The organism is Kutzneria sp. CA-103260, from assembly GCF_018263855.1.
GTDB lineage: Bacteria > Actinomycetota > Actinomycetes > Mycobacteriales > Pseudonocardiaceae > Kutzneria.
Map to the genome: position 1 here is coordinate 10,186,327 of NZ_CP073318.1, position 24,063 is coordinate 10,210,389.

General features: G+C 71.1%; 24 protein-coding genes. 18 read left to right on the top strand and 6 right to left on the bottom strand.

The window, feature by feature from the left end; translation table 11 throughout:
- Both JJ691_RS45725 and JJ691_RS45730 read left to right on the top strand, forming a co-directional pair.
- Window positions 1-807 carry a heavy metal-binding domain-containing protein gene (locus tag JJ691_RS45725; protein WP_249227452.1) on the top strand — a complete coding sequence of 269 codons (807 nt, stop codon included), beginning with the start codon at window positions 1-3 and terminating at the stop codon, window positions 805-807.
- Window positions 807-1,199, top strand: coding sequence for a hypothetical protein (locus JJ691_RS45730; RefSeq protein WP_249227453.1), 393 nt, complete (start codon window positions 807-809; stop codon window positions 1,197-1,199). The genes JJ691_RS45725 and JJ691_RS45730 overlap by 1 nt, the downstream gene beginning before the upstream one ends.
- A 138-nt stretch (window positions 1,200-1,337) precedes the next feature.
- Here the strand turns inward: JJ691_RS45730 and JJ691_RS45735 are convergent, their stop codons facing one another.
- The gene (locus JJ691_RS45735; RefSeq protein ID WP_211765633.1) at window positions 1,338-2,081 is read right to left on the bottom strand and encodes a 3D domain-containing protein; all 744 of its coding nucleotides are present in this window, start codon (window positions 2,079-2,081) and stop codon (window positions 1,338-1,340) included.
- Between the two features lie 240 nt (window positions 2,082-2,321).
- Here JJ691_RS45735 and JJ691_RS45740 point away from each other — a divergent pair, with 240 nt between their 5' ends.
- Together JJ691_RS45740 and JJ691_RS45745 are read left to right on the top strand one after the other, a co-directional pair.
- Complete coding sequence (locus JJ691_RS45740; protein ID WP_211765634.1) at window positions 2,322-3,353, top strand: methionine synthase; 1,032 nt, start codon at window positions 2,322-2,324, stop codon at window positions 3,351-3,353.
- A gap of 343 nt (window positions 3,354-3,696) precedes the next feature.
- Window positions 3,697-5,556, top strand: a complete 1,860-nt coding sequence (locus tag JJ691_RS45745; RefSeq protein WP_211765635.1) for a glycoside hydrolase family 9 protein — start codon at window positions 3,697-3,699, stop codon at window positions 5,554-5,556.
- Between the two features lie 52 nt (window positions 5,557-5,608).
- On the opposite strand, the gene JJ691_RS45750 is transcribed toward JJ691_RS45745, so the two are convergent.
- A complete protein-coding gene (locus JJ691_RS45750; RefSeq protein ID WP_211765636.1) occupies window positions 5,609-6,940 on the bottom strand; it encodes an alpha/beta fold hydrolase in 1,332 nt (443 codons plus the stop codon).
- Window positions 6,941-7,050: 110 nt separating this feature from the next.
- Between JJ691_RS45750 and JJ691_RS45755 the strand changes: the two genes are divergently transcribed.
- The 5 genes from JJ691_RS45755 (at window position 7,051) to ligA (ending at window position 13,097) form a co-directional block, all read left to right on the top strand.
- A complete protein-coding gene (locus tag JJ691_RS45755; protein ID WP_211765637.1) occupies window positions 7,051-8,091 on the top strand; it encodes a sensor histidine kinase in 1,041 nt (346 codons plus the stop codon).
- Window positions 8,084-8,737, top strand: coding sequence for a response regulator (locus JJ691_RS45760; RefSeq protein ID WP_211765638.1), 654 nt, complete (start codon window positions 8,084-8,086; stop codon window positions 8,735-8,737). The genes JJ691_RS45755 and JJ691_RS45760 overlap by 8 nt, the downstream gene beginning before the upstream one ends.
- Window positions 8,738-8,986: 249 nt before the next feature.
- Entirely contained in the window at window positions 8,987-9,904 is a 918-nt protein-coding gene (locus tag JJ691_RS45765) for a serine hydrolase (RefSeq protein ID WP_211765639.1), read from the top strand.
- A gap of 114 nt (window positions 9,905-10,018) precedes the next feature.
- Window positions 10,019-10,765, top strand: coding sequence for a hypothetical protein (locus tag JJ691_RS45770; protein WP_211765640.1), 747 nt, complete (start codon window positions 10,019-10,021; stop codon window positions 10,763-10,765).
- 178 nt (window positions 10,766-10,943) lie between these two features.
- Entirely contained in the window at window positions 10,944-13,097 is a 2,154-nt protein-coding gene (gene ligA, locus JJ691_RS45775; protein ID WP_211765641.1) for an NAD-dependent DNA ligase LigA, read from the top strand.
- A 72-nt stretch (window positions 13,098-13,169) separates the two neighbouring features.
- On the opposite strand, the gene JJ691_RS45780 is transcribed toward ligA, so the two are convergent.
- Window positions 13,170-13,583 (bottom strand): hypothetical protein, encoded by a 414-nt coding sequence (locus JJ691_RS45780; protein WP_211765642.1) that lies wholly within the window; start codon window positions 13,581-13,583, stop codon window positions 13,170-13,172.
- A gap of 162 nt (window positions 13,584-13,745) precedes the next feature.
- On the opposite strand from JJ691_RS45780, the gene JJ691_RS45785 reads away from it, so the two are divergent.
- Window positions 13,746-14,453: a 3-keto-5-aminohexanoate cleavage protein gene (locus JJ691_RS45785; RefSeq protein ID WP_211765643.1), complete on the top strand. Its 708-nt coding sequence runs from the start codon at window positions 13,746-13,748 to the stop codon at window positions 14,451-14,453.
- A gap of 155 nt (window positions 14,454-14,608) precedes the next feature.
- Here the strand turns inward: JJ691_RS45785 and JJ691_RS45790 are convergent, their stop codons facing one another.
- Window positions 14,609-15,262, bottom strand: coding sequence for an ACT domain-containing protein (locus tag JJ691_RS45790; protein WP_211765644.1), 654 nt, complete (start codon window positions 15,260-15,262; stop codon window positions 14,609-14,611).
- A gap of 216 nt (window positions 15,263-15,478) precedes the next feature.
- Here JJ691_RS45790 and gatC point away from each other — a divergent pair, with 216 nt between their 5' ends.
- Genes gatC through gatB form a run of 4 tightly spaced genes read left to right on the top strand, consistent with a single transcriptional unit; the run spans window position 15,479 to window position 18,991 of the window.
- Window positions 15,479-15,778: an Asp-tRNA(Asn)/Glu-tRNA(Gln) amidotransferase subunit GatC gene (gene gatC / locus JJ691_RS45795; protein WP_211765645.1), complete on the top strand. Its 300-nt coding sequence runs from the start codon at window positions 15,479-15,481 to the stop codon at window positions 15,776-15,778.
- The gene (gatA, locus tag JJ691_RS45800; protein ID WP_211765646.1) at window positions 15,775-17,292 is read left to right on the top strand and encodes an Asp-tRNA(Asn)/Glu-tRNA(Gln) amidotransferase subunit GatA; all 1,518 of its coding nucleotides are present in this window, start codon (window positions 15,775-15,777) and stop codon (window positions 17,290-17,292) included. Before gatC ends, gatA begins: the two co-directional genes overlap by 4 nt.
- Window positions 17,289-17,492: a hypothetical protein gene (locus JJ691_RS45805; protein WP_249227454.1), complete on the top strand. Its 204-nt coding sequence runs from the start codon at window positions 17,289-17,291 to the stop codon at window positions 17,490-17,492. Before gatA ends, JJ691_RS45805 begins: the two co-directional genes overlap by 4 nt.
- Complete coding sequence (gene gatB, locus JJ691_RS45810; RefSeq protein WP_211765647.1) at window positions 17,489-18,991, top strand: Asp-tRNA(Asn)/Glu-tRNA(Gln) amidotransferase subunit GatB; 1,503 nt, start codon at window positions 17,489-17,491, stop codon at window positions 18,989-18,991. The genes JJ691_RS45805 and gatB overlap by 4 nt, the downstream gene beginning before the upstream one ends.
- A 244-nt stretch (window positions 18,992-19,235) precedes the next feature.
- Here the strand turns inward: gatB and JJ691_RS45815 are convergent, their stop codons facing one another.
- The gene (locus JJ691_RS45815; protein ID WP_211765648.1) at window positions 19,236-20,420 is read right to left on the bottom strand and encodes a PQQ-dependent sugar dehydrogenase; all 1,185 of its coding nucleotides are present in this window, start codon (window positions 20,418-20,420) and stop codon (window positions 19,236-19,238) included.
- 66 nt (window positions 20,421-20,486) lie between these two features.
- On the opposite strand from JJ691_RS45815, the gene JJ691_RS45820 reads away from it, so the two are divergent.
- The gene (locus JJ691_RS45820; protein WP_249227455.1) at window positions 20,487-21,413 is read left to right on the top strand and encodes a 2-hydroxyacid dehydrogenase; all 927 of its coding nucleotides are present in this window, start codon (window positions 20,487-20,489) and stop codon (window positions 21,411-21,413) included.
- Here JJ691_RS45820 and JJ691_RS45825 read toward each other — a convergent pair.
- The gene (locus JJ691_RS45825) at window positions 21,410-22,351 is read right to left on the bottom strand and encodes a quinone oxidoreductase family protein (protein WP_249227456.1); all 942 of its coding nucleotides are present in this window, start codon (window positions 22,349-22,351) and stop codon (window positions 21,410-21,412) included. The genes JJ691_RS45820 and JJ691_RS45825 overlap by 4 nt on opposite strands.
- Window positions 22,352-22,425: 74 nt before the next feature.
- Here JJ691_RS45825 and JJ691_RS45830 point away from each other — a divergent pair, with 74 nt between their 5' ends.
- The 3 genes from JJ691_RS45830 to JJ691_RS45840 are packed head-to-tail and all read left to right on the top strand — an operon-like array spanning window position 22,426 to window position 24,038.
- Window positions 22,426-22,851 carry a MarR family winged helix-turn-helix transcriptional regulator gene (locus tag JJ691_RS45830; protein ID WP_211765650.1) on the top strand — a complete coding sequence of 142 codons (426 nt, stop codon included), beginning with the start codon at window positions 22,426-22,428 and terminating at the stop codon, window positions 22,849-22,851.
- A gap of 52 nt (window positions 22,852-22,903) precedes the next feature.
- Window positions 22,904-23,482 (top strand): DoxX family protein, encoded by a 579-nt coding sequence (locus JJ691_RS45835; protein WP_211765651.1) that lies wholly within the window; start codon window positions 22,904-22,906, stop codon window positions 23,480-23,482.
- Window positions 23,483-23,489: 7 nt separating this feature from the next.
- Entirely contained in the window at window positions 23,490-24,038 is a 549-nt protein-coding gene (locus tag JJ691_RS45840) for a GNAT family N-acetyltransferase (RefSeq protein ID WP_211765652.1), read from the top strand.
- Window positions 24,039-24,063 lie beyond the last annotated feature (25 nt).

A 24,063-nucleotide genomic window follows, 5' to 3' on the forward strand; every position in this document is an offset into this window, starting at 1 on the left:
GTGACCACCGTCGACGGGATTCCCGAGGACGCGATGCGTCGCCTGGCCGAGATGAAACCCGGCCAGCAGACCTCGCTGTTCACCTCGGACCTGAGCGTCAACGAGTTCCTGCTGGTGCGGGAGGCCGGGTTCCGGCCGCTGGGCATGGTGCTCGGCTCCAGCATCTACCACGTCGGCTTCCAGTTCGGTCGGTGGAGCAAGAACCAGGAGCTGGAGGTGCTGTCCAACGCCATGTACCACGCCCGGGAGCTGGCCATGACCCGGATGGAGGCCGAGGCCGACGTGCTCGGCGCCGACGGCATCGTCGGGGTGCGGCTGGAGATCGAGTTCAAGGAGTTCGGCAGCGACCTGGCCGAGTTCATCGCCGTCGGCACCGCGGTCAAGGCCGACGAGCCCGGGCAGTGGCGCAACAACACCGGCAAGCCGTTCACCTCCGACCTGTCCGGGCAGGACTTCTGGACGCTGGTGCAGGCCGGCTACGCCCCGCTGGGCATGGTGATGGGCACCTGCGTCTACCACGTCGCCCACCAGCGGTTCTGGCAGGCGCTGGGCAACGTCGGGCAGAACGTGGAGATCCCGCAGTTCACCGAGGCCCTCTACGACGCCCGGGAGCTGGCCATGAGCCGGATGCAGGCCGAGGCCGAGGCGTTGCAGGCCGAGGGCATCGTCGGCGTGCAGCTGCTGTCGCTGCCGCACCGGTGGGGCGGGCACACCACCGAGTTCTTCGCCATCGGCACCGCCGTCAAGCCGCTGCGGGCCGACCACACCATCGCCAAGCCGCAGCTCGTGCTGCCGTTGGTGGACTGATGGCCGACAACATGTGGGACACCCACCTCGTCGTCGCCGCCCTCAAGGCCGACCGGGCCGACGTCGAGTCGTACACCCGTGTGCTCACCGAGACCCTCGGCGACGCGCTGCCCGACGGCATGGTCGAGGTGGAACGCAAACGCGGGCTCTTCGGTCGCGGCGGGCCGGCCACCTCCGTCGTCGTGCGGACCCCCGACCGGCACCTGGAGCTGCGCGCCGCCAAGCACGGCGGCGTCGAAGCCGAGATCCGGCAGGTGGTTCGCGGCGTGGTGATCAGCCGGCGCCAGGTCGGCGTGGACGAGTGGCTGGCCGTGTTCGCCGAAGTCCTCAACGGCATCGCCGCCCAGGACGCCGCCGCCCGCGAAGCCCTCACCCGCCTGTTCGGCTCCTAGCGTTCGGGTGTCTCCAAGACCTACAAACCCGCTGACCAGCGACCGCTGACCGCCACAAACCCGGCCGGGTTCGGGGCAGTCAGCGATGCCGAGATCCGGCGTTTGGGTGTCTTGGAGACACGCAAACCCCGAGCGGTGTCAGCTCACCACGAGGTTCAGCTGCTGGATGCCCCAGTCGTTGGCCTGGCTGCCCGGCAGCCACACGTCCACGATGTCGTCCTTGATCCAGCTGCCGATGTCGGCCGCGTAGCAGCTGCCGTAGCCCGGGACCGTGAACCTGGTGCCCCAGGGGATGTTCCGGGCGTCGACCGCGCAGAAGCCGGGGCCGGCGTTGTAGCCCAGGGCCGTCTGGCCGGCGTCGTTGTACGAGGTGACGCGGTAGTTGAGCACCGTGCCCTTGGGCAGGGACCACGCGGCCAGCTTGTTGTCGGCGCCCACCCGGTAGGAGGTGGAGATCTGCCCGATGGACGGCTCCGAGCCGCTGGCGTCGCTCATCGCGTAGAGCTGGTAGTTGGCGTTCTGGCAAGGACTCGCGTCGGTGACCGTCAGCGTCGGCTGGCCCCAGTCGCTGATCCACTGCAGGGCCTGGCCGTTGCGGAAGGCCCGGTAGGCCACCGCGCCCGGCACCCGGTTGAAGGTGAAGGTCACCGAGGTGCCGGAGACTCCGCCGCTGACGCCCGACGGCGCCGGGAGTCGGCCGCTGACGTTGACCGGCGGCACCAGGGTTCCCGGGCCGTGTCCGCCGGTCACCGGGCGGTCCGGGATCGGACCCGTGTAGAAGTGCTGGCATGCGGGGAAGGCCGTCGCCGCCTGTGCGGGCGCGGCGAACACCGCCACCGATGTGATCATCAGGGCGGCGGCGAGCAGGATGGAGGAGCGCATGGTCGTGGAGCCTCTCTGCGGCAGGGGTGCGGAGAGACGGACAGCGGGGTGGTGTGGGAGCGAGGGCGCGTCACGCTCCCACACCACGGCTGCCGCCCACTGGGGACGACCCTCCGCTCTACGCGGCGGACGGCCCGGTGGGTTCACGTCGTACCCAGACCGTAAGTGGCCTAGACCACAACGTCAATGGGTCTAGACCTTTTTCGGGGAGTTCCCCAGAAGACGAAAGACTGGTGAACTGTGCAGAACACACCTTGGCCGCAGGCCGCCGCGACCGGCATCGGCTCCCTGCCCGGGACCGATCCCGGCGAGGCCAACCGGGTCGTCGCCGGCGAGCTGTCCGACCTGCCCCACCTGGCCGAGCTGCCGGGCCGGGGCGTCGGCGCCGACATGATCGGCCGGGCCGCCGGCCTGTTGGTCGACCTCTCCGTCGAGGTCGTGCCCTCCGGCTACCGGGTCGCCGCCCGCCCCGGCCGTGACCACCGGCGGGCCGTCGACCTGCTGCGCTTCGACCTCGACGCCTTCCAGGACGCCGTCGAGGACGCCAAGCCCGCCGTGGTCAAGGTCCAGGTCACCGGTCCCTGGACGCTGGCTTCGCTGGTCGAGCTGCCTCGGGGCCATCGTGTGCTCACCGACCCCGGCGCCCTTCGGGAGTTCGCCGCCTCCCTGTCCGAGGGCATCGCCGCCCACGTCGCCGAGGTCGCCAAGCGGACCGGTGCGAACGTTGTAGTGCAATTGGACGAGCCCATGCTGCCGTCCGTGCTCCGGGGCATGCTGCCCACCCCGTCCAAGCTCGGCTTCGTGGCTCCCTTCCCCGAGCCCGAGGTTCGGGAACTTCTCGGCACCGTCATCGAGGCCTCTCGCCGTGCCAGCGGGCAGCCGGTCGTCGTGCACTGCTGCGCCGACAAGCCGCCGCTGCGCCTGATCCGTTCCTCCGGCGCCGACGCCCTCGCCTTCGACCTCACCCTCCTCAGTCAGGCCTCCGCCGCCGTCCTCGACGAGATCGGCGAGACCTGGGACGACGGCGCCACGCTGTTCCTCGGCCTCGTGCCCACCACCGCCCCCGCCCAGCCGGTCACCCTCAAGGCCGTCGCTCAGCCCGCCTTCGAGCTGGTCTCCAAGCTCGGCTTCGCCCGCTCTCTGCTGACCGAACGTGCCGTGCCCACCCCTGCCTGCGGCCTCGCCGCCGCCGACCACACCTGGGCCCGCCGCGCCATGTCTCTGTCCCGCGACCTCGGCAAGGCCTTCGCGGAGCCGCCCGAGACCTGGTGACCTGCGCCTTTCCCGCTTGTCCACAGCCCCCGCGTTATCCACACCCACCCCGCTCACAAGATCATCCGCAAGCTCCCCCGAGTAGGCTGGCAGCGGGGTCGCCCCCCGGGTTGGGTGGGGGTGTGAGTTTGCGCGGGTGGGGCTGCCGGCGCGTATTTCCGTTCGTCGGCTGGGCCTTTCCGGAATGGGCTGGCCGCGGGAGCCGATTCGATTCAGGTGGGGTTGGGCCGGAAGATCCCTTGACCTCGGGGTGAAGTGTGACGTAGCTTTCATTCCAACAAATTAGGAAACTTTCTTTACTGTTTTGGGCTCCGCCGCCGCCGGCCCTGCACCGGAGGACCCCATGAGAGTTGGAACAACAGCGATCGCGGTGCTGGCCGCGGTGGCGTCGGTGAGCTTCGCCGTGCCGGCCCACGCGGCCACGACGGCGCAGATCAGGGTGGACCAGGTCGGCTACGCGACCGGGGAGGCGAAGGCCGCGTACCTGATGGGCACGACGTCGAGCGCGGGGGCGTCGTTCTCGGTGGTGGACGCCTCCGGCAAGTCGGTGCTGAGCGGCAAGGTGGGCGCGAGCACGGGCAAGTGGAGCACGGCCTACGCGGCGGTCTACCCGATCGACATCACGGCCCTGAAGACGGCGGGCACGTACCAGATCAAGGTCGGCTCGACGGTGTCGCCGAAGTTCAAGGTGGACACGTCGGCGGCGCTGTTCGCGCCGGTGGCCGACGACGTGGTGAAGTTCTTCCAGGTGCAGCGGGACGGCTCGGACGTGATCCCAGGCGTGCTCAACCGCAAGCCGAGCCACCTGACCGACAAGACGGCGTCGGTCTACGCCGTGCCGACCTTCACCGGCGACGACACGATCAGCAGCAAGATGTCCAAGACCGGGGCGAAGATCGACGCCTCGGGCGGCTGGTTCGACGCGGGCGACTTCCTGAAGTTCACCGAGACGACCTCGTACGCGGTGACCAACCTGCTGCTGTCGCAGCGGGCCCGCCCGAGCGCCTCGCTGAACGCGGAGGCCCAGTACGGCCTGGACTTCCTGAGCAAGATGTGGGACGCCAAGAACGGCGTGCTCTACGCGCAGGTCGGCGTCGGCGGCGGCAGCAGCAAGGAGAACTTCGTCGGCGACCACGACGTGTGGCGGCTGCCGGAGGCCGACGACAAGCTGAACGTGAAGGCCGGCGACGAGAACTACTACATCAAGTACCGCCCGGTCTTCGCGGCCAACAAGGCCGGACAGAAGATCAGCCCGAACCTGGCCGGCCGGGTGGCGGCGGCCTTCGCGGTGGCGGCCCAGAACCTGGCCGGCGCCGACAAGGCGAAGGCGACCCAGTACCTCAGCACAGCGGCGGCGATCTACGGCCTGGCCGACACCGCGGGCGGCAGCATCGTTTCGGCCTACCCGCACGGCTACTACCCGGAATCCTCCTATCTGGACGATCTGGAACTCGGCGCGACGGAGCTGTCCCTGGCCGGCACCGCGCTCGGGGACAACCGCGCCGGCGGCTGGGCCACCGACGCCGGCAAGTGGGCCAAGGCATACCTGGCCAGTAGCGACCAGGGCACGCTCAACGTCTACGACACCAGCGCGCTCGGCCACGCCGACCTGATCAAGTTGCTGCGCCAGCCCAACGCCCCGAAGCTGGACGTGACCGAGGCTCAGCTGACCGGCGACCTGGCCCGGCAGCTGTCCGACGGTGTCGCCGAGGCGGCCAAGAGCCCGTTCCGCACGGGTGCTTCGGTCACCGACTTCGACGTGGCCAGCCACAGCTTCGGCTTCGTCGCCACGGCCCTGCTCTACGGCCAGCTGACCGGCAAGCACGACTACGACGCGTTCGCCACCCAGCAGCGCGACTTCACCCTCGGCTCCAACGCCTGGGGCACCTCGCTGGTGGTCGGCGTCGGCAGCACCTTCCCGGACTGCATGCAGCACCAGGTGGCCAACCTGGCCGGCAGTCTCACCGGCGGCACCAAGGTGGCGGTCGGCGCGGTGGTGAACGGCCCCAACAAGGCCAGCCTGTTCAACAGCATCGACAGCCTGCCCGACGGCGGCAAGTCCTGTGGCGTCTCCTCCTTCAAGACCTACGACTCCAGCACGTCGCGCTACATGGACGACGTGCGCACCTGGCAGAGCTCGGAGCCGGCGATCGACTTCACCTCGACCGCCGCGCTCGCGTTCAGCCTGACTGCGGCAGGCTGACGGCAGGGAAGAGAGGCCGCCCGGTCCCCAGGTCGGGCGGCCTCTCGTCGTGTCAGCACACGGCCTTCGGCGGCACCCCGGTGAGGAAGTACTTGTCCACCAACGCGATCACGCAGGCATTGCCGGTGGCGTAGAGCTCGTGGCCACCGCCGTCGTGCGAGACGAATCCGCTGCCCGGCACCCGGGACACCACCCGGTCGGTCGCCGGGAAGTCGTCCCAGGTGCCGACCGCGAGCAGGGGCGGCAGTCCGCGTGGCAGCGGCCGTGGCGGGTTGTCCACGGTGCCGGGCCAGCTCACACACGCCAGGGTGAAGGCGATCATCGTGCCGGCCGCGCCGAGCACCGGGTCGACGCGGGCCAGCCTGGCGGTGGTCGCCGTCAGCTCGGCGAAGCTGCGCGGTGCTGGCCACTCATGGCATTCGGACACCGGATAACCCATGCCGGGATCGGGAAACGCCGACTTGTCGCCGTGCTGGGCCTTGGCCAGGTCGGTGGCCAGCTGTGGGAAGTCCTTGCGGTCGCCGCGGATCAGCCGGCCGGACATGGCCACCTTCGAAGCCCAGTCGTCAAGCGCCGCGGCCGCGACCTTCGGCACGTCCTGGCCGTGTAGGGCGCAGGTGGTCTCAGCGGCGCACCAGTCCGAGAACCGCCGTAATCGGAGGACGTTGTCCCGGGCGATGGCGTCCTGGGCACGGTCGAAGTCGCCGCTGTGGTCACCGCTGCCGTCGATCACCATCGTGCGGACGCGGTCCGGGTACAGATCGGCGTAGGTCTGGCCGTACACGCCGCCGTACGAACCCATGTAGAGGTTGAGCCGGGACCGTCCCAGCGCCTGCCGGATGGCGTCCATGTCGCGGACGTTGGCCAGCGTGTCCATGTGGTCGAACAGGGCCGGATCCTGTGCGCGGCAGGCGTTCGCGACGGCCGCGTTGGACGCCGCCAGCTGGGCGAACCCGGCGCTGGAGGTCGGTGGTGTCGGCATTCCTTTGTGCGGCAGCGAGTTGAGGCACGACCAGTCCATCGTCGGTGTGCTCGCGCCGCCGAGACCGTAGCCACGCGGGTCCCAGGTGACGATGTCCATGTGCTGCCGCAGCTGCTCGAACGGCTGCGTGCCCGGCGACAGCACGCCGCTGCCCATGACCTTGACGCCCGGCGCGCCGGGACCGCCGTAGTTCACCAGCACCGTGCCCTGCGAGGGGCCGATCGCCTTCAACCGTCCCAACGCGAGCGTGACCTCGCGGCCGTCGGGGTGCTGCCAGTCCAGCGGCACCGTGATGGTGGCGCATTCCATGCCGTTGTCGCACGGCCCCCAGTCCAGCGCCGGTTGCGCCGCCGGCGTGAGGGGCACTGTGACTGCGGTGAGTGCCAGGATCAGCGATTTCATGCTGCGACCATGCCGGGGGCGGGCCTGGGTCCGCGTCTGCCTGGCGACGTGTTCGCATCTCTGTCTCTGGACAGATGTGGGGTCGGCACGGGTCCACTAGCGTGGCGGACGTGGGCTCACGACGACGGCTCGTGCTGGGGGACTGCGGGATCGCGGTCGCCTACATCGTGCTGCTGTTGGCGGCCACCGGCATGAACGCGCCGGCTCCGGTGTGGCTGCGGGTGCTGATGCTGGCCGGGACCGTGCTGCCGGCGGGGCTGCGCCGGTTGTGGCCGCTGCCGGTGTTCGCGCTCGTGCTCACCATGACGTGGCTCTCGGTGCTGCTCGGCACCATCGTGGATCCGTTCCTGGCGGCGGCCTTCTGTCTGTACACGGTGGCGGCCGAGACCGGCCGGCGCTGGCTGTCGGTGCTGGCGGTTATCGTGCTCGGTGGGACCGGCGCGGTGGTCGGGCGCGGCGTGACCGGTCCATTCTGGACGTTCTCCAGTGTCGGCACCGTGCTGTTCGGCGCGCTGGTGCTCGGCGGGGCGTGGGCGATCGGCCGGGCCGTGCGCAGAAGTCGTTGCTACGCCGAGCAACTCGTCGGGCAGGCGGTGGTGGAGGAGCGGCTGCGGATCGCCCGCGAGCTGCACGACGTGGTGGCGCACAGCCTGGGCGTCATCGCGGTGAAGGCCGGCGTCGCCAACCACGTGCCCGAATCGGCGCCGGACGCGATGCGGGTGATCGAGTCCACCAGCCGCGATGCGCTGGCGGAGATGCGGCGGATGCTGGGCGTGCTGCGGGCCGAGGAGCCGTTGCGGCCCGCGCCGGGACTGGCCGAGCTGGCGGAACTGGCCGACATGGCCCGGGAAATGGGGGTCGAAGTGAGCGTGGACGTGCGTGGTGGGCCGCTGCCGGACGGCGTCGACCTCGCCGTCTACCGGATCGTGCAGGAGGCGCTGACCAACGTCGTCAAGCACGCCGCCCCGACCAGCTGCCAGGTGCTGGTCGACGTCACCGAGACCGAGGTGCGGGTGGACATCGCCGATCAGGGCCGCCAGAGCGGGCTGCGAGGCATGCGGGAGCGGGTCGCGATGTTCGACGGTGTGTTGACCGCGGGCCCGCGCCCGGGCGGCGGGTTTGCCGTGTCGGCAAGGCTTTCCTATGACTAGCGTGCTCGTCGCCGACGATCAGGCGTTGCTGCGCGGCAGCTTCCGGACGCTCATCGACAAGGACCCGGGCCTGGTGACGGTCGGCGAGGCCGAGAACGGCGAGGAGGCGATCGAGCTGGCCCGGCGACACCGGCCGGACGTGGTGCTGATGGACATCCGGATGCCCGTGCTGGACGGGGTGGAGGCCACTCGCCGGATCTGTGCCGAGCTGGCCAGCAAGGTGTTGGTGCTGACTATGTTCGACCTGGACAAGTACGTGTTCGCCGCGCTGCGGGCCGGGGCCAGCGGCTTCCTGCTCAAGGACACGCCGCCGGCCGAGCTGCTGGCCGCGATCCGTGTCGTCGCCGGGGGCGACGCGCTGCTGGCGCCCTCGGTCACCCGCCGGCTGATCGAGGAGTTCGGCCGGACCCCGGAGCTGCCGCGGCCGACGCTGACCGGCGTCACCGAGCGCGAGGTGGACGTGCTGCGGCTGGTCGGCCGCGGCCTGTCCAACGCGGAGATCGCCGGCCGGCTGTACCTGGGGGTCGGGACCGTCAAAACACACGTCAGCCACCTGCTCGCCAAACTCGCCGCGCGGGACCGCGCGCAACTGGTGGTCGCCGCCTACGAAAGCGGCCTGATCACGCCCAACGCCGGTTCATCTTGATCATCACACTCACCGCGGCGGGCGATTCATCCTGTTGCAACAATGCCTGTGAACGGCATCAAGATATGCTGTGAGCTGCCCGGATATGAATTGGTTCACCTGTCGGCCCGATCGCACCCTGGCAATCCGGACAGGCAACTCTTAAGGTCTTCACGGTCTCCTCTTCAGCTTCTCCGCAGGTGGATACCCGAGGCTTGCCGCATGGGTCGAAATTCCGGGCCGGCGTGGACGCGCCACCGAGTGCTTGTGATGCTCGCGGCCGTGGTTGCCGGCGCCGGGCTGGCTGCCGTTGTCGTCGGCGTGGACGGTGACGTCGCCGCGTCCACGGTGTCCGGCGACGCGCAGCCCCAGGCCCGCTCGGCCGCGGCCACGAACACGCTGACCAGCACGACGACGCCCAAGCCGACCACCTCCGTCGACGCCACCTCGGTGCCCGCGGCCGACCCCACCCAGGCGCTGGCCACGGCGATGGGCCCGCTGAGCGCCAACAAGACCGGCGACTTCTCCGTCGCCGTGCTCAACCAGGACACCGGCGTGACCGCCGGCTTCAACGCCGCCGAGACGTACGACACGGCCAGCATCGTCAAGGCCGACATCCTCGCCGTGCTGCTGTACCAGGCGCAGCAGCAGGGCACGCCACTCACCGACGACGAGGACGCCGCCGCCACCAAGATGATCGAGGCCAGCGACAACGACGCGGCCACCACGCTGTGGGACGACGTGGGCAGCGCCGCCGGCATGGCCACCGCCAACACCGCGTTCGGCCTGCGCAACACCGTGCCGGGCGCGGACGACTACTGGGGTCTGACCACCACGACGGTGGCCGACCAGTTGACCTTGATGAACGTGCTCACCTCGTCGAAGTCGCTGCTGAGGGCCTCGGCTCGCGCGTATGCCGCGAACTTGATGCATCAGATCGAGCCGGACCAGGTGTGGGGCGTGTCGGCGGCGGCCGACGCCGGCACCACGCCGGCGCTGAAGAACGGCTGGCTGCCCGTCGACTCCGACAACGACCTGTGGGCGATCAACAGCATTGGCCAGGTCAGCCACGGCGGCCACACCTACGTGGTGGCGTTCCTGTCCAGCTCGCAGCCGGACGAGCAGACCGGCATCGACCAGGCCTCCGCCGTCTGCAAGGCTGCCGTTGCGGCAGTTGCCGGCCGGTGAGCAATGTGAATGTAGTTCACGTATCGGCGCGATCGGGTCGCGGATGGCCGCATTCACTGGTCCGAACGGCCCCAGCAGGGCAGACAACGGGCCGCCGGGGCGGACAATGACGGGATGAAGTGGTTCCCGTGGCGGCGCCGTCACGCCGAGCACGACACCGCGCCCGTCGAGCCAGACTCCGAGCAGGTGGCGGAGTGGCTGGAGCCGGCCACCGAGAACCCGCGGGCCCGGGCCGAGCGGTTCTGGGAGCGTTGGCACGAGCTGCTGCCCCAGATCAACTCCGCGCTCGGCGACAGCGAGCCGAAACGGATCGAGCGTCTGCTGTGCGAGGAGGTCGCGGCGATCCACCCCGATCTGCACTTCTCGGTGGAACGCGGCCAGCGTGCCGTCTACGCCCTGGTCGTCACCGGCCAGGAGCGCCCCGACCTGCGGCCCTACACCGACGCGTGGCAGCGGGCCGCGCCGTCGGAGGACATGATCTGGGAGTACCACGACTCGGTGCCGCCGGTGCCGGACCCGACCGAGGTCACCGTCAACATCGGCGAGCACCGGCTGCGGCTGGCCGACGTGCGGGTGGTGGCCCAGGTCGACCGGGACGCGGGCGTGGTCGACGTGGCCGTGCACCATCCGCAGTTGGCCTCGCTGACCGACGAGGCCCGCACCGCGATGACCTTCCTGCCCTTGGACGCCACCCTCGGCGAGCGGCTCGCCGCAGAGCGGCTGCGCCGGGTGGAGGCCGCCGAGATCGCCCCCGAGCACGGCATCACGCTGCTGGAGCTGCGGACCATCGTGCGCGGGCTGGCCGGCCAGGACGCCGACGGCAATCCCATGGAGCACACCACCCCGAGCGGCGAGGCCTGACCGGCGGTCGCTGGGTGAGGTCGGCGTTGCGGCGAAGCGAGTCTCGCGGCCGGTGAAGCGACGGGGACAGGCCTCTTCGAGGGGCGGGGTTCGACCGGCCGCCACCCCACTGGGCGACCTCCTCCGGCGCGGCCCGCGGTGCGTCGGAACTGTCAGGGGTCGGCGCTAATCTAGGCCCGTGACCAGCACCGAAGACGTTCCCGACGAGGTTCGCGCGCACTACGGCGAGCTCGCCGAGCAGATCCGCGGACACCAGTTCCGCTACTACGTCCTGGACTCGCCGACGATCGCCGACGGCGAGTTCGACGTGCTGCTGCGGGAGCTGCAGGGCATCGAGGACAAGCATCCGAGCCTGGTCACGCCGGACTCGCCGACGCAGCGGGTGGGCGGCGCCTTCTCCACCGACTTCACCGCGGTGGACCACCTGGAGCGGCTGCTCAGCCTGGACAACGTCTTCAACTACGAGGACCTGCGGGCCTGGGCCGACCGGGTGCACAAGGAGATCGGCGAGGACTCGCACTTCCTGTGCGAGCTCAAGATCGACGGCCTCGCGCTGAACCTGCTCTATGAGGACGGCCGGCTGGTGCGGGCGCTGACCCGCGGCGACGGCCGCACCGGCGAGGACGTGACGCTCAACGTCCGCACGATCAAGGACATCCCGGAGCGGCTGACCGGCACGGCCGAGTTCCCGACGCCGAAGCTGGTCGAGGTGCGCGGCGAGGTGTTCTTCCGGGTGGAGGACTTCGAGGAGCTCAACGCTGGCCTAGTCGAGGCGGGCAAGCCGCCGTTCGCCAACCCGCGCAACTCGGCGGCCGGCTCGCTGCGCCAGAAGGACCCGAAGATCACCGCGAGCCGACCGCTGCGCTTCATCTGCCACGGCCTGGGCAAGCGCGAGGGCTTCGAGCCGCAGCGCCAGTCCGACGCCTACCGGGCGCTGGCGGCATGGGGCCTGCCGGTGTCGCCGCACACCAAGCTGGTCAAGGGCATCGGCGAGGTCGAGGCGCACATCGCGTACTGGGGCGAGCACCGGCACGACGCCGTGCACGAGATCGACGGCATCGTGGTCAAGGTGGACGAGGTGGCGCTGCAACGTCGTCTCGGCTCCACGTCCCGGGCCCCGCGCTGGGCGATCGCCTACAAGTACGCGCCGGAGGAGGCCACCACCAAGCTGCTGGACATCCAGGTCGGCGTGGGCCGCACCGGCCGGGTCACGCCGTACGCGGTGACCGAGCCGGTGCTGGTGGCCGGTTCCACGGTGGCGCGGGCGACGCTGCACAACGCGTCCGAGGTCAAGCGCAAGGGCGTGTGGATCGGCGACACGATCGTCATCCGCAAGGCCGGCGACGTCATCCCCGAGGTGCTCGGGCCGGTGATCGACGTCCGTCCGGACGACGCCTACGAGTTCGTGATGCCGACGGACTGCCCGGAGTGCGGCACGACGCTGCGCTACGAGAAGGAGGGCGACGCCGACATCCGCTGCCCCAACCAGCAGGCCTGCCCGGCCCAGCTACGGGAGCGGCTGTTCTACCTGGCCAGCCGCAAGGCGCTGGACATCGAGGTGCTCGGCTACGAGGCAGCGACCGCGCTGCTGGAGGCCGGCGTCATCGAGGACGAGGGCGACGTGTTCGACCTCGATGAGGAGCAGCTGCTGCGGACCGAGCTGTTCCGGGCCCAGGACAAGAAGTCCGAGCTGGGCTACAAGCTGTCGGCCAACGGCGAGCGGCTGCTGGCCAACCTGGACGCGGCCAAGGACCGGGACCTGTGGCGGGTGCTGGTGTCGCTGTCCATCCGCCACGTCGGCCCGTCCGCGGCCCGGGCGCTCGCGGTCACGTTCGGCTCCGTGGACCGGATCTTCGCGGCCAGCGAGGAGGAACTGGCCGCGGCCGACGGTGTCGGCCCGACCATCGCGGCGGCCGTGCTGGAATGGCACGAGTGGGAGTGGCGCCGCGACATCATCGAGAAGTGGCGCGCCGCGGGCGTGCGTATGGAGGAGGAACAGGACTCCTCGACGCCGCGTGTGCTGGAGGGCCTGTCCATCGTCGTCACCGGCACGCTGCCGAACTTCTCGCGGGACGAGGCCAAGGAGGCGATCATCGTGCGCGGCGGCAAGGCCGTCGGCTCGGTGTCGAAGAAGACCTCGTTCGTGGTGGTCGGCGAGAGCCCGGGAACCAAGCACGACAAGGCCGTCCAGCTCAAGGTGCCGGTGCTGGACGAGGACGGCTTTCGGGTGCTGCTGGCTCAGGGGCCGGACGCGGCGACCGAGGTGGCCACCATCGGGGCGGAAGAGGAAGCCTCGGCGGAGGGAGAAGCCGGAGCGGGGGAGGAAGCCTAGGCGGCTGAGGGAATCTCGGTCGACGCGGGAGGTCTTGGCGGACGCGGGAAACCTGTTCGTCCGCTGAAACCGTCAGCGGACGAACAGGTCGAAGACGTTGCCGGCCATGGACGGCCACTCGGTCATCAGCTGGCCGTAGGGGTCACGCGTCGTGGTCGAGGGAAGCAAATCCCGCGGCTGCGGCGTGGACTTCGGCGGCGTGGTGGTGGCGACCGGCGGGGCCGGCACCTCCTTGGTCACCACCAGGACCTTCGTCTGCGGCGCGGGCTGCTGCACGATGATTGTGGTCGGCGGCTGCTGGGTGGGCGTCGTCGTGGTGGTGGTCGGCGTGGGCGCCGGCGTCTGGCCGGCGTTGCGCACGTCGGTCGCCTGGTCGCTGGCGTGCTGGACCGCCATCACCGCGACCACCGCCGCGAAGGTGATGCCGGTGATGCCGGCTGACACGGCGAGTGCTGCCTCGGGGTGCACCCGGTGATGGCCGCGCATCACGTCTCCTCGCTTCGGGCCGAGCCCATGCCCTGGCCGCTCCGGAACGTACTGGAGGAGTCGCGGTCAGTCCAAGCCGTTGTCCCCCAACCGCGTGGTCTTAGCTCGATCGAATGAATTGGTCCCGTTGCCGTTGCGGCCCAGTCAGGGCACGGTCGAGGAATGCTGCAAGCCTGTCTGAACGGGGATCGGCCGCGGGAAGCGCATCCCGCGCTGCCGGTCACGCCCCAGGAGTTGGCCGCCGACGCCGCCGCGGTGGCCGAGTTCGGCGTGACCGCGCTGCACGTGCATCCGCGTGATGCGGCCGGGCTGGAGGTGCTGGCCGGACCCGAGGTGGCCACCGCCGTCTCGGTGATCCGGGCCGCCGTGCCCGGCGTGGAGATCGGCGTGACCACAGGGGCGTGGATCCAGCCCGATCCGGTGCGCCGCGCCGAACTCGTCGCCGGCTGGGCGGGCCTCGCCGCCGGCCGGCCCGACACCGCTTCCGTGAACGTGCACGAGGACGGATGGCGGGAGGTCTGCGCCGCCCTGCACGCCGCCGGCATCGGGATCGAGCTCGGCGTCTTCCACGTGCCGGCGGCACAGACCTTGCGCGCCAACGGAATCCCACCCGGCGCCGTCCGGGTCCTGGCCGAAGTCCAGCCCGGCGACCGGCCGGACTCCTTGCTGGCGGCCCTTTCCTGGACCGAGCTGCCGATCCTGTTGCACGGCCAGGACAACGACGCGTGGCCCGTGCTCGGTGAGGCCGTGCGGCTCGGGCTGTCCACCCGGATCGGCCTGGAGGACACCCTGTGCCGACCCGACGGAACCTCGGCCCTCGGCAACGCCGACCTGGTCGCGACGGTGCGAGCGATGCTCAGAACCGGGTGATCGGCGAGTTCGGGACTTCCCGCGCACGGCCGCGGAAGTCGGGGTTGGACAGACCGCGGTCAGGGCGATGGTGGGGTGCCGTCGGGGTGGATCACGGCGAGCTCGTCGGCGGAGTTGATCGCGGCGAGCACGTCGCGGCCCGGGACGACAACCGGTCAGTCCGGCAGGACCACCGAGACGATGCCGGCCAGGTGGGCCAGGCGGGCCAGCTCGGCCGCCCGGAACATGGGACCGCCGGGCCGGCCCACCAGCAGCACCCGCTCGGGCTTGCCCAAGGGCGTGGCGGCCAGCTCGGTGCCCAGCTCCTGCCAGGTCTCGGGCACCCAGTCCTCCTCGCCGTCGAGGATGGTGGCCCGGGGCAGCGGCATCCACGGCACCGAGACCATCCGGGTCTCGGGCGCGGCGGTGCTGGCGGCGATCCGGTGCACGCCGTCGCCGTCGTGGGTGATGACCAGGGCCCAGCCGGCCCGCACGATGCGCGGCACGCCCTCGGCGAAGATCGCCAGCCCCTGGTCGGGCTGGGCGGCGATCTCCTCGACCAGCTCCAGCTCGCGGTGGGTGTTGAGCACGCCGGCGTACGGGCGGACGGCGTCGACCTCGACGCCCTCGATGGACTCGGCGGCGGTGATCAGCGCGTCCGGCAGCCGGCCGGAGGGCAGCTCCACGACCAGGTCGTCGATGGCCAGGCCGGGGGAGCGCTCCACCACGTCCACGCTGAGGATGTCAGCCCCGATCTCGCCGAGCGCGGACGCCACCGCGCCCAGCGTGCCGGGTCGGTCCGGGAGCTGGACCCGGATCAGGAAGGACACCGCGGAACGCCTCCATGTCTTGGCTCGATGCGCGGGACCTCGCCGCCCGCACCCGGCCGCCGATTGTCGCAGACCGGCGGCGCGGATGAGGATCGTCGTCCGAGTGCCGGGAAATCGCACCGCCCGTGATACCCGTTCGGAGCTGCGCGCACACGCGTCCTAGACTCGATTGGTCATGCTCGTTAGCCCCGCTCACGCTTGGAGGAGCACCTCCGCATGCCCAGCATCTCCCGAGACGAGGTGGCGCACCTCGCCCGGCTGGCCAGGTTGGCCGTGACAGACGACGAGCTGGACCTGTTCGCCGGCCAGCTCGACACCATCCTGAACGCGGTGGCCCAGGTCGGCGAGGTTTCCCAGCAGGACGTGCCGCCGACCTCGCATGCCGTGCCGCTGACCAACGTCTTCCGTGAGGACGTCGTCCGCCCGTGCCTGACCCAGCAGCAGGCGCTGTCCGGCGCGCCGGCCGCCGAGGAGGGCCGCTTCCGCGTGCCCCGCATCCTGGGGGAGGAGCAATGAGCGACCTGATCAGGCTGTCCGCCGCCGATCTGGCGGACAAGATCCACAAGCGTGAGGTCTCGGCGGTCGAGGTGGCGCAGGCCCACCTGGACCGGATCGCCGAGGTCGACGGCGCGGTGCACGCCTTCCTGCACGTCAACACCGAGGGCGCGCTGGCCGCCGCGGCCCAGGTCGACGAGCAGATCGCCGTCGGCGAGGTGGCCTCGCCGCTGGCCGGCGTGCCGCTGGCCCTCAAGGACGTGCTGACCACGGTCGACGAGCCCACCACGGTCGGCTCCAAGATCCTGGAGAACTGGCTGCCGCCCTACGACGCCACCGTCACGGCGCGGCTGCGCGCCGCCGGCGTGGTGATCCTCGGCAAGACCAACATGGACGAGTTCGCGATGGGCTCCTCCACCGAGAACTCGGCCTACGGCCCGACCCACAACCCGTGGGACCTGGAGCGCATCCCCGGCGGCTCGGGCGGCGGCTCGTCGGCCTCGCTGGCCGCGTTCGAGGCGCCGCTGGCCATCGGCACCGACACCGGCGGCTCGATCCGCCAGCCCGGCGCGGTCACCGGCACCGTCGGCGCCAAGCCGACCTACGGCACGGTGTCCCGCTACGGCCTGGTGGCCTTCTCCTCGTCGCTGGACCAGGCCGGTCCCTGCGCCCGCACGGTGCTGGACGCCGCGCTGCTGCACGAGGTGATCGCCGGCTACGACCCGATGGACTCCACCTCCATCAACGCGCCGGTGCGCCCGGTCGTCGAGGCCGCCCGCCAGGGCGCGACCGGCGACCTGACGGGCGTCAAGGTCGGCGTGGTCCGGGAGTTCCGCGGCGAGGGCTACCAGCAGGGCGTGATCGACTCCTTCGACGCCGCCGTGCAGCAGCTGCGCGAGCTGGGCGCCGAGGTCGTCGAGGTGTCCTGCCCGCACTTCAAGTACGCCCTGGGCGCCTACTACCTGATCGCGCCGAGCGAGGCCTCGTCCAACCTGGCCCGCTTCGACGCCATGCGCTACGGCCTGCGCGTCTCCGGCGACGGGGAGCTGTCGGCCGAGCAGGTCATGTCACTGACCCGCGAGGCCGGCTTCGGCCCCGAGGTGAAGCGGCGCATCATCCTCGGCACGTACGCGCTGTCGGCCGGCTACTACGACGCCTACTACGGCTCGGCCCAGAAGGTCCGCACGCTCATCTCGCGTGACTTCGCAGCCGCGTTCGAGCAGGTGGACGTGCTGGTCGCGCCGACGACGCCGACGACGGCGTTCAAGATCGGCGAGCGGATCGACGACCCGCTGGCGATGTACCTGAACGACCTGTGCACCATCCCGTCCAACATGGCCGGCAACGCCGCGATGAGCGTGCCGTGCGGCCTGGCCGCGGACACCGGCCTGCCGGTCGGCCTCCAGGTGATGGCGCCCGCGCTGGCCGACGAGCGGATGTACCGGGTGGCCGCCGCGTACGAGGTCGCCCGCGACGCCGCCCAGGGCGGCCCGCTGATCAACCGCGTGCCCGAACTGGAGGCGATCCAGCGATGAACAGCTCGATGAACAAGGCCCGCCTGGCCATCTCGGTCATCGGCTCGGCGATCGGCGTGGTCGCGGCCGGCGCGCAGGCCCGCAAGGCGCTGCAGAAGGGCGACAAGCTGTCCCTGGTCAACGCGATCGCCAGCGTGCTGGTCGCGGTCACCGGTGGGGCGCTGGCGATCCGTGGGGCACGAAAGGACGGCGAAGAGTGACCGCCATTGCCGAGGTGATGGACTACGACGAGGTCCTCGAGCGCTACGACCCCGTGCTCGGGCTCGAGGTGCACGTCGAGCTCAACACCAACACCAAGATGTTCTGCGGCTGCGCCAATGTGTTCGGCGGCGAGCCCAACACCCACGTGTGCCCGGTGTGCCTGGGCATGCCCGGCGCGCTGCCGGCGGTCAACGGCAAGGCCATCGAGTCGGCGATGCGCATCGGCCTGGCGCTGAACTGCGAGATCGCCGAGTGGTGCCGGTTCGCCCGGAAGAACTACTTCTACCCGGACATGCCGAAGAACTTCCAGACCTCGCAGTACGACGAGCCGATCGCCTTCAACGGCTACCTCGACGTCGAGCTGGACGACGGCAGCACCTTCCGGGTGGACATCGAGCGGGCGCACATGGAGGAGGACACCGGCAAGTCGCTGCACGTGGGCGGGGCCACCGGCCGCATCCACGGCGCCGACTACTCGCTGCTGGACTACAACCGGGCCGGCGTGCCGCTGATCGAGATCGTCACCAAGCCGCTGGTCGGCACCGGTGAGCGCGCCCCCGAGGTGGCCCGGGCCTACGTCGCCGCGCTGCGGGACCTGCTGCGCGGCCTCGACGTCTCCGACGTGCGGATGGACCAGGGCTCCCTGCGCTGCGACGCCAACGTGTCGCTGATGCCCAAGGGGACCACCGAGTTCGGCACCCGCACCGAGACCAAGAACGTCAACTCGCTGCGCTCGGTCGAGCGGGCCGTGCGCTACGAGATGACCCGGCACGCGGCGGTGCTGGCCGGCGGCGGCACGATCCGTCAGGAGACCCGGCACTTCGACGAGTCCACCGCGACCACGAGGGCCGGCCGCGTCAAGGAGACCGCCGAGGACTACCGCTACTTCCCCGAGCCCGACCTGGTGCCGATCGCGCCGTCCCGGGAGTGGGTGGAGGAGCTGCGGGCCAGCCTCCCCGAGCCGCCGTGGGTGCGGCGCAAGACCATCCAGCAGGAGTGGGGCCTGACCGACCTGGAGCTGCGGGACCTGGTCAACGCCGACGCGCTGGACCTGGTCGCGGCCACCGTCGACGCCGGCGCCAAGCCGGACGACGCCCGGTCGTGGTGGGTGTCCTACCTGTCGCAGCAGGCCAAGGTCCTGAACAAGGAGTTGGCCGAGCTGCCCATCACCCCGGCCCAGGTGGCCCGGGTGTCGGCGCTGGTCGCGGACGGCAGCCTCACCAACAAGCTGGCCCGCGCCGTCGTCGACGGTGTGCTCGCCGGCGAGGGCGAGCCGGACCAGGTCGTGGAGCAGCGGGGCCTCAAGGTCGTCTCCGACGACTCGGCCCTGACCGCCGCCGTCGACGAGGCCCTGGCCGCCCAGCCCGACGTGGCCGAGAAGATCCGCAGCGGCAAGGTCGCCGCCGCCGGCGCCATCGTCGGCGCGGTCATGAAGGCCACCAAGGGCCAGGCCGACGCCAAGCGGGTCCGCGAGCTCATCATCGAGCGCTGTAGCTGACGGCTGGTGCCAGGAAGGGGGCCTCCCAGATCGCCGGGAGGCCCCCTTTCGCTGCCTAGCGATGACCGCCAACACAGGAGAGTACGAGGCCCCGCCGGTGCTTCGCACGGTTGGCGGATTTCGCCCGCCGCCACCCGACGCGCCCCGCCACCCGAGCCGGATGCGGCGGGCGAAATTCGGCAAGGGCGAGGCATCGGCTACCCGGGGGCCGAGCCGCGACGCCGAAGGCGGCGCCATGTTACTGCTAATCCTTGGGCTGGCCGCCGTTGGGCTTGGGGATGATGATCGCCCGGTCGTCACTGGACACCGGCTTGCCGCCGTCCTTGTTCACGGTGCCGACCAGCAGCGTGTTCTGGTCGATGACGTCCATCGAGCCGATCAGGCCGTAGCCGTCCTGGCCGTCCATGATGGTGCTGGGCTTGCCGTTGAAGCCGCCGGTCTTGGCCAGCGCCAGCACCTGCAGGCCGGGCTTGCGCACGGTGGAGACGCTGATCTCGTCGGTGAACGCGGCGCAGCCGGCCACGCCGGGCTTGTCCGGCCACGACCAGGCCGGGCTGCCCAGCTGGGGCTGGCCGGGGGTGATCCGGTACAGCTGGTCGGCGATGTCGGTCTGGTCGGTGACCCAGGCCGAGCTGCCGTCGGCGGCGGTGCACATGCCGCCGGGGTCCTGCAGCCCGCCGGCGACCACGGCCGAGTTGGGGTTGGGGTTGCCGGCGGCCGGCTTGCCGAGCCCGTCGATGCGCAGCACCTTGCCGGCCAGCGAGTTCGGGTCGGCGGCGGCGGCCGCATTGCCGGCGTCGCCGGTGGCGACCAGCAGCGCGCCGCTGTGGTCGACGGCCAGCACGCCGCGGTTGTGGGCCGGCCCCTTGGGAATGCCGGTGAGCACCGGCTTGGGCGTGTCGCCGACCGCGAAGCGCATGACCCGGTTGTCGGTGGCCGTTGTCACATAGGCGTACACCAGCTGGTCCTGCTGGTACGTCGGCGACAGGGCCAGGCCGGTCAGCCCGCCGTCGGTGGACGCGTCCACGGCGATGGTGGCCACCGGCTTCGGGTCGGAGCCGCGCTGCACCGCCAGCACCCGCCCGGTGCTGCGCTCGGCGGCCAGGCCGGTGGCCCCGCCCGGCAGCGCGGCCACGGCGGCCAGCGGCGCCATGCAGGTGCCGATCACGTTCTGGTCGAAGTCGGTGCAGCCCTGCGGCGGCGGCACCGACTTCGGTGTGCCGTTCGGGCCGGGGATCGTGCCGCCCCCGCCGCCGGCGTCCGAGCCGCCCGGCGCGCTGGGCTGCGGCCCCGGGGCCTCGGTCAGCCGGGGCTGCGGCTGCCAGTTCTGCACGTTGGCGCCGTTGGACTGGTCGGGGAAGCTGGCGCAACCGGCCACCAGCAGGCCGAGCGCCACCGATGTGGCCACTACCCGGCTCGCACTCCGCATGATGCCCGAGCGTAAGCGCGCCCACGTGAACCCCAGGTGAGCGTCGCCGGCGACTAGTGTCAGGGCGTGACCGATCACGACCCGATCACCGTGTTGGTGCCCGACGAGCACGCGCTGGCGGCGCTGTCCGAGCTGACCGGCGTCCGCCCGGTCCGCTACGACGTCGAGGGCGAGCTGCCGGCCGAGGCGGCCGCGGCCGAGGTGCTGATCCCGCCGTTCCTGGCCGGCAAGCGGGCCGTCCCGCTGGTCGACAAGCTGCCCAAGCTGCGGCTGGTGCAGCTGCTCAGCGCCGGGGCCGAGGTGTGGCTCGGCCGGCTGCCCGACGGGGTGGCGCTGTCGACCTGCCGGGGCGCCCATGGGGGCAGCACCGCGGAGTGGGTCGTCGGTGTGCTGTTGTCCTTCTACCGTCACCTGCCCTTCTTCCTGGACGCGCAGCGGGCCGGGCGCTGGGACTTCCAGGTCACCGACACGCTGCAGGACAAGCGGGTGCTGATCGTCGGCGCCGGCGATCTCGGCACCCAGCTGGTGCGGCGGCTGGAGCCGTTCGACGTGACGACCACGCTGGTCGGCCGCACCGCGCGGGACGGGGTGCGCGGGGAGGACGAGTTGCCCGGGCTGCTCGGCTCGCACGACGCGGTCGTCCTAGTGGTACCACTCACGTCCGACACTTCCGGGATGGTCGACGCCGAGTTCCTGTCCCGCATGGCCGACGGCGCGATCCTGGTCAACGCCGCCCGCGGTCCGGTGGTCGACACCGACGCGTTGGTGGCCGAGTTGCAGCGCGGTCGGCTCCGGGCGGCGCTCGACGTCACCGACCCGGAGCCGCTCCCTCCCGGCCATCCACTGTGGAGCGTGGACGGCCTGCTGCTCACCCCGCACGTGGCCGGCAGCTGCACCGGCCGGGAGAAGCGGGCCTACGGCATCGCCGCCGCCGAGGTGGCCCGCTTCATCCGGGGCGAGCAGCCGCACAATCTCGTGCACGGCGAGTACTAGGGGACCAGCAGCACCCGGCCGAGGTTGGCGCGCTCGTCCATGACCTGGTGGGCCTTGGCCGCGTCAGTCAAGGCGAACGTGGCGTGCTGGGCGACGCGGAGTTGGCCGTCGGCGACCAGCCGCGTCACCTCGGCGACGTCGGCGCGGGCGTCGTCGGGCCGGGATTCCCGCCAGGCCAACATACCGAAGCCGGTGAGGGAACGCAGGCCGAAGAAGCTGCGTGACGGCACGTCCGGGATCTCACCGCTGGCCGCCCCGTACATCACGGCCCGGCCCAGCGGCGCGAGGGAATCCAGCCCGCGCAACAGGGACGAGCCGCCGACGGCGTCCACGACCACGTCGACACCGGTGGGCCATTCGGCATCGGTGGTCACGACCTCGTCGGCGCCGAGGGAGCGAACGAAGTCCGCCTTCGTTGCGGAGCCGACAACGCCGACCACCTTGGCCCCCAACACTTTCGCCAGCTGGACGGCGAGATGCCCGACGCCGCCGGCGGCCGACTGCACCAGCACGGTCTCGCCGGCGGCGAGCCGGCCCATGCGTAGCACCCGCAACGCGACCGGCCCGAGCATGGGCAGCACGGTGGCCGACGCGGCGTCCATGCCCGGTGGCACCAAGGCCGCCCATGCGGTGTCCACGGCCACGAAGTCCGCATAGGCGCCCTCGCCGACAAGGGCCGCGACCCGGTCGCCGACGGCGAAGGATTCCACCCCGGGCCCGACGGCGGTGACAGCGCCGACCACTTCGCCGGTTGGGCTGTAGGGCAGCGGCCGAGTGAAGATTCCGTCGGCACCGGCCCGGATCTTGGTGTCGGCGAAGTTCACGGCGATCACCTCGGGCCGCACCAGCACCTGGCCCGGCCCCGGCTCCGGCGTCGGGACCTCGTCGACCTGGAGCACCTCGGGACCGCCATAAGCGTGCAAGCGAACGAGTCGCACGATCATCCACCCCTTTTTGTTGGTAGCGCCAACGTTGGCGTGGCCAACAATAGCGTGCGGGGTACCGTGACGCCATGTCCGATCCGCACCGGCTCAGCGGCACCGTGGTCTGGCTGCTCGGCCGCGCGGCGCAGCGAGGTCACCAGCACGCCCAGGAGCGGCTGGCGGCGGCGGGCATCCGCAAGTGGCATTACGCGGTGCTGGCCGCGCTGGCCGAGTACGGCGCGCAGTCCCAGGCCGACATCGGCCGCCGCCTGAGCCTGGACCGCAGCGACATGGTCGCCGTGCTCAACGACCTGCAGGGCGACGGCTACGTGACCCGCGAGCCGGACCCCGCCGACCGCCGGCGCAACATCGTCACGATCAGTGAGGCCGGCAGCCGCGCGCTGGACGGCTTCGATCGGCTGATCGCCGAGGCCGACGACCACCTGCTGGCCGACGTGTCGGCAGCGGACCGCGAGCGCTTGATCGCCCTGCTCCAGCAAATAGCGCACGTCTAGCTGCTCTGTTCGGCGGTCGTCCGGCGGCCGAAGGTTGCCTACATTGCCGGCGATGAGCACCTACGACACGGGGTTGCACCACTACGAGGACGACGAAGAGACCGGCTACGACAGCACAGTCGCCCACCAAGAGCCGACACGGCCGGTAGCGGCCTGGCACGGCGGCGCGGACTTGGGGCTGCTGGCCCTGCGGCTGATGCTCGGCGGCCTGGTTGGCGTGCACGGGGCGCAGCGGGTGTTCGGCCTGTTCGGTGGCCACGGCCTCGGCGACTTCACGAAGTCCTTGCAGCAGGCCGGTTTCAAGTACACCGACATCCTCGCCCCGGCGCTGGGCTACGCCGAGCTGGGCGGTGCGGTGCTGCTGGTCCTGGGCCTGTTCACGCCGCTCGCGGCGGCGGCCGTGCTGGTGGTGGTGGGCAACACGATCATCCTGCAGTGGAACGGCGGCCTGTCGGCCTACGAGTTGGCCGCGTCGCTGTCCGGCGCGGCGTTCGCGGTGCTGTTCGCCGGGCCCGGCCGGATCTCGCTGGACCGCCCGACGCCCTGGTACCGACACGCCCTCGGCTACGGCACCTCGCTGTTCTCGCTGGCCGTTATCGCGGTTGCCGCGCTGCAGCTGCTGCTGAGATAACTGACCCATGCTGTCGCTGCCGCTGGCCCCGGATGCCGAACTGACCTCGCTCGAACCCTGGCAGGCCGAGGAGTTCGCCGATCACATCGACCGGCACCGCGAGCACCTGGCGCCATGGATCCCGCTCGCCCACACGGTGACCGACACGGAGAGCGCGCGGCAGCTGTTGCAGCGCTACGCCGAGCGCCAGGCCAACGGCGCCGGCCGGCTGCTGGGCATCCGGCTGCGCGGCGAGCTGGTCGGGGCGATCCTGTTCCCGCAGTTCGACGTGGCCGCTGGCAACTGCGAGCTCGGCGTCTGGCTGGCCCCGCACGCCCAGGGCCACGGCCTGATCACCAAGGCGGCCCAGCTGATGATCGACTGGGCCTTCGACGTGCGCGGCATGCACCGCATCGAGTGGATCACCATGCCGGCCAACGAGCGCAGCAAGGCGACGGCCAAGCGGCTGGGCATGAGCCTGGACGGTGTGCTGCGCGAGTCCTACCTGTTCGGCGGCCGCCGCCACGACTCCGAGATCTGGTCACTCCTGGTGACCGATCCCCGCCCCTGGAAGTGACTCCGATGCTGGGAAGGGGGCATTC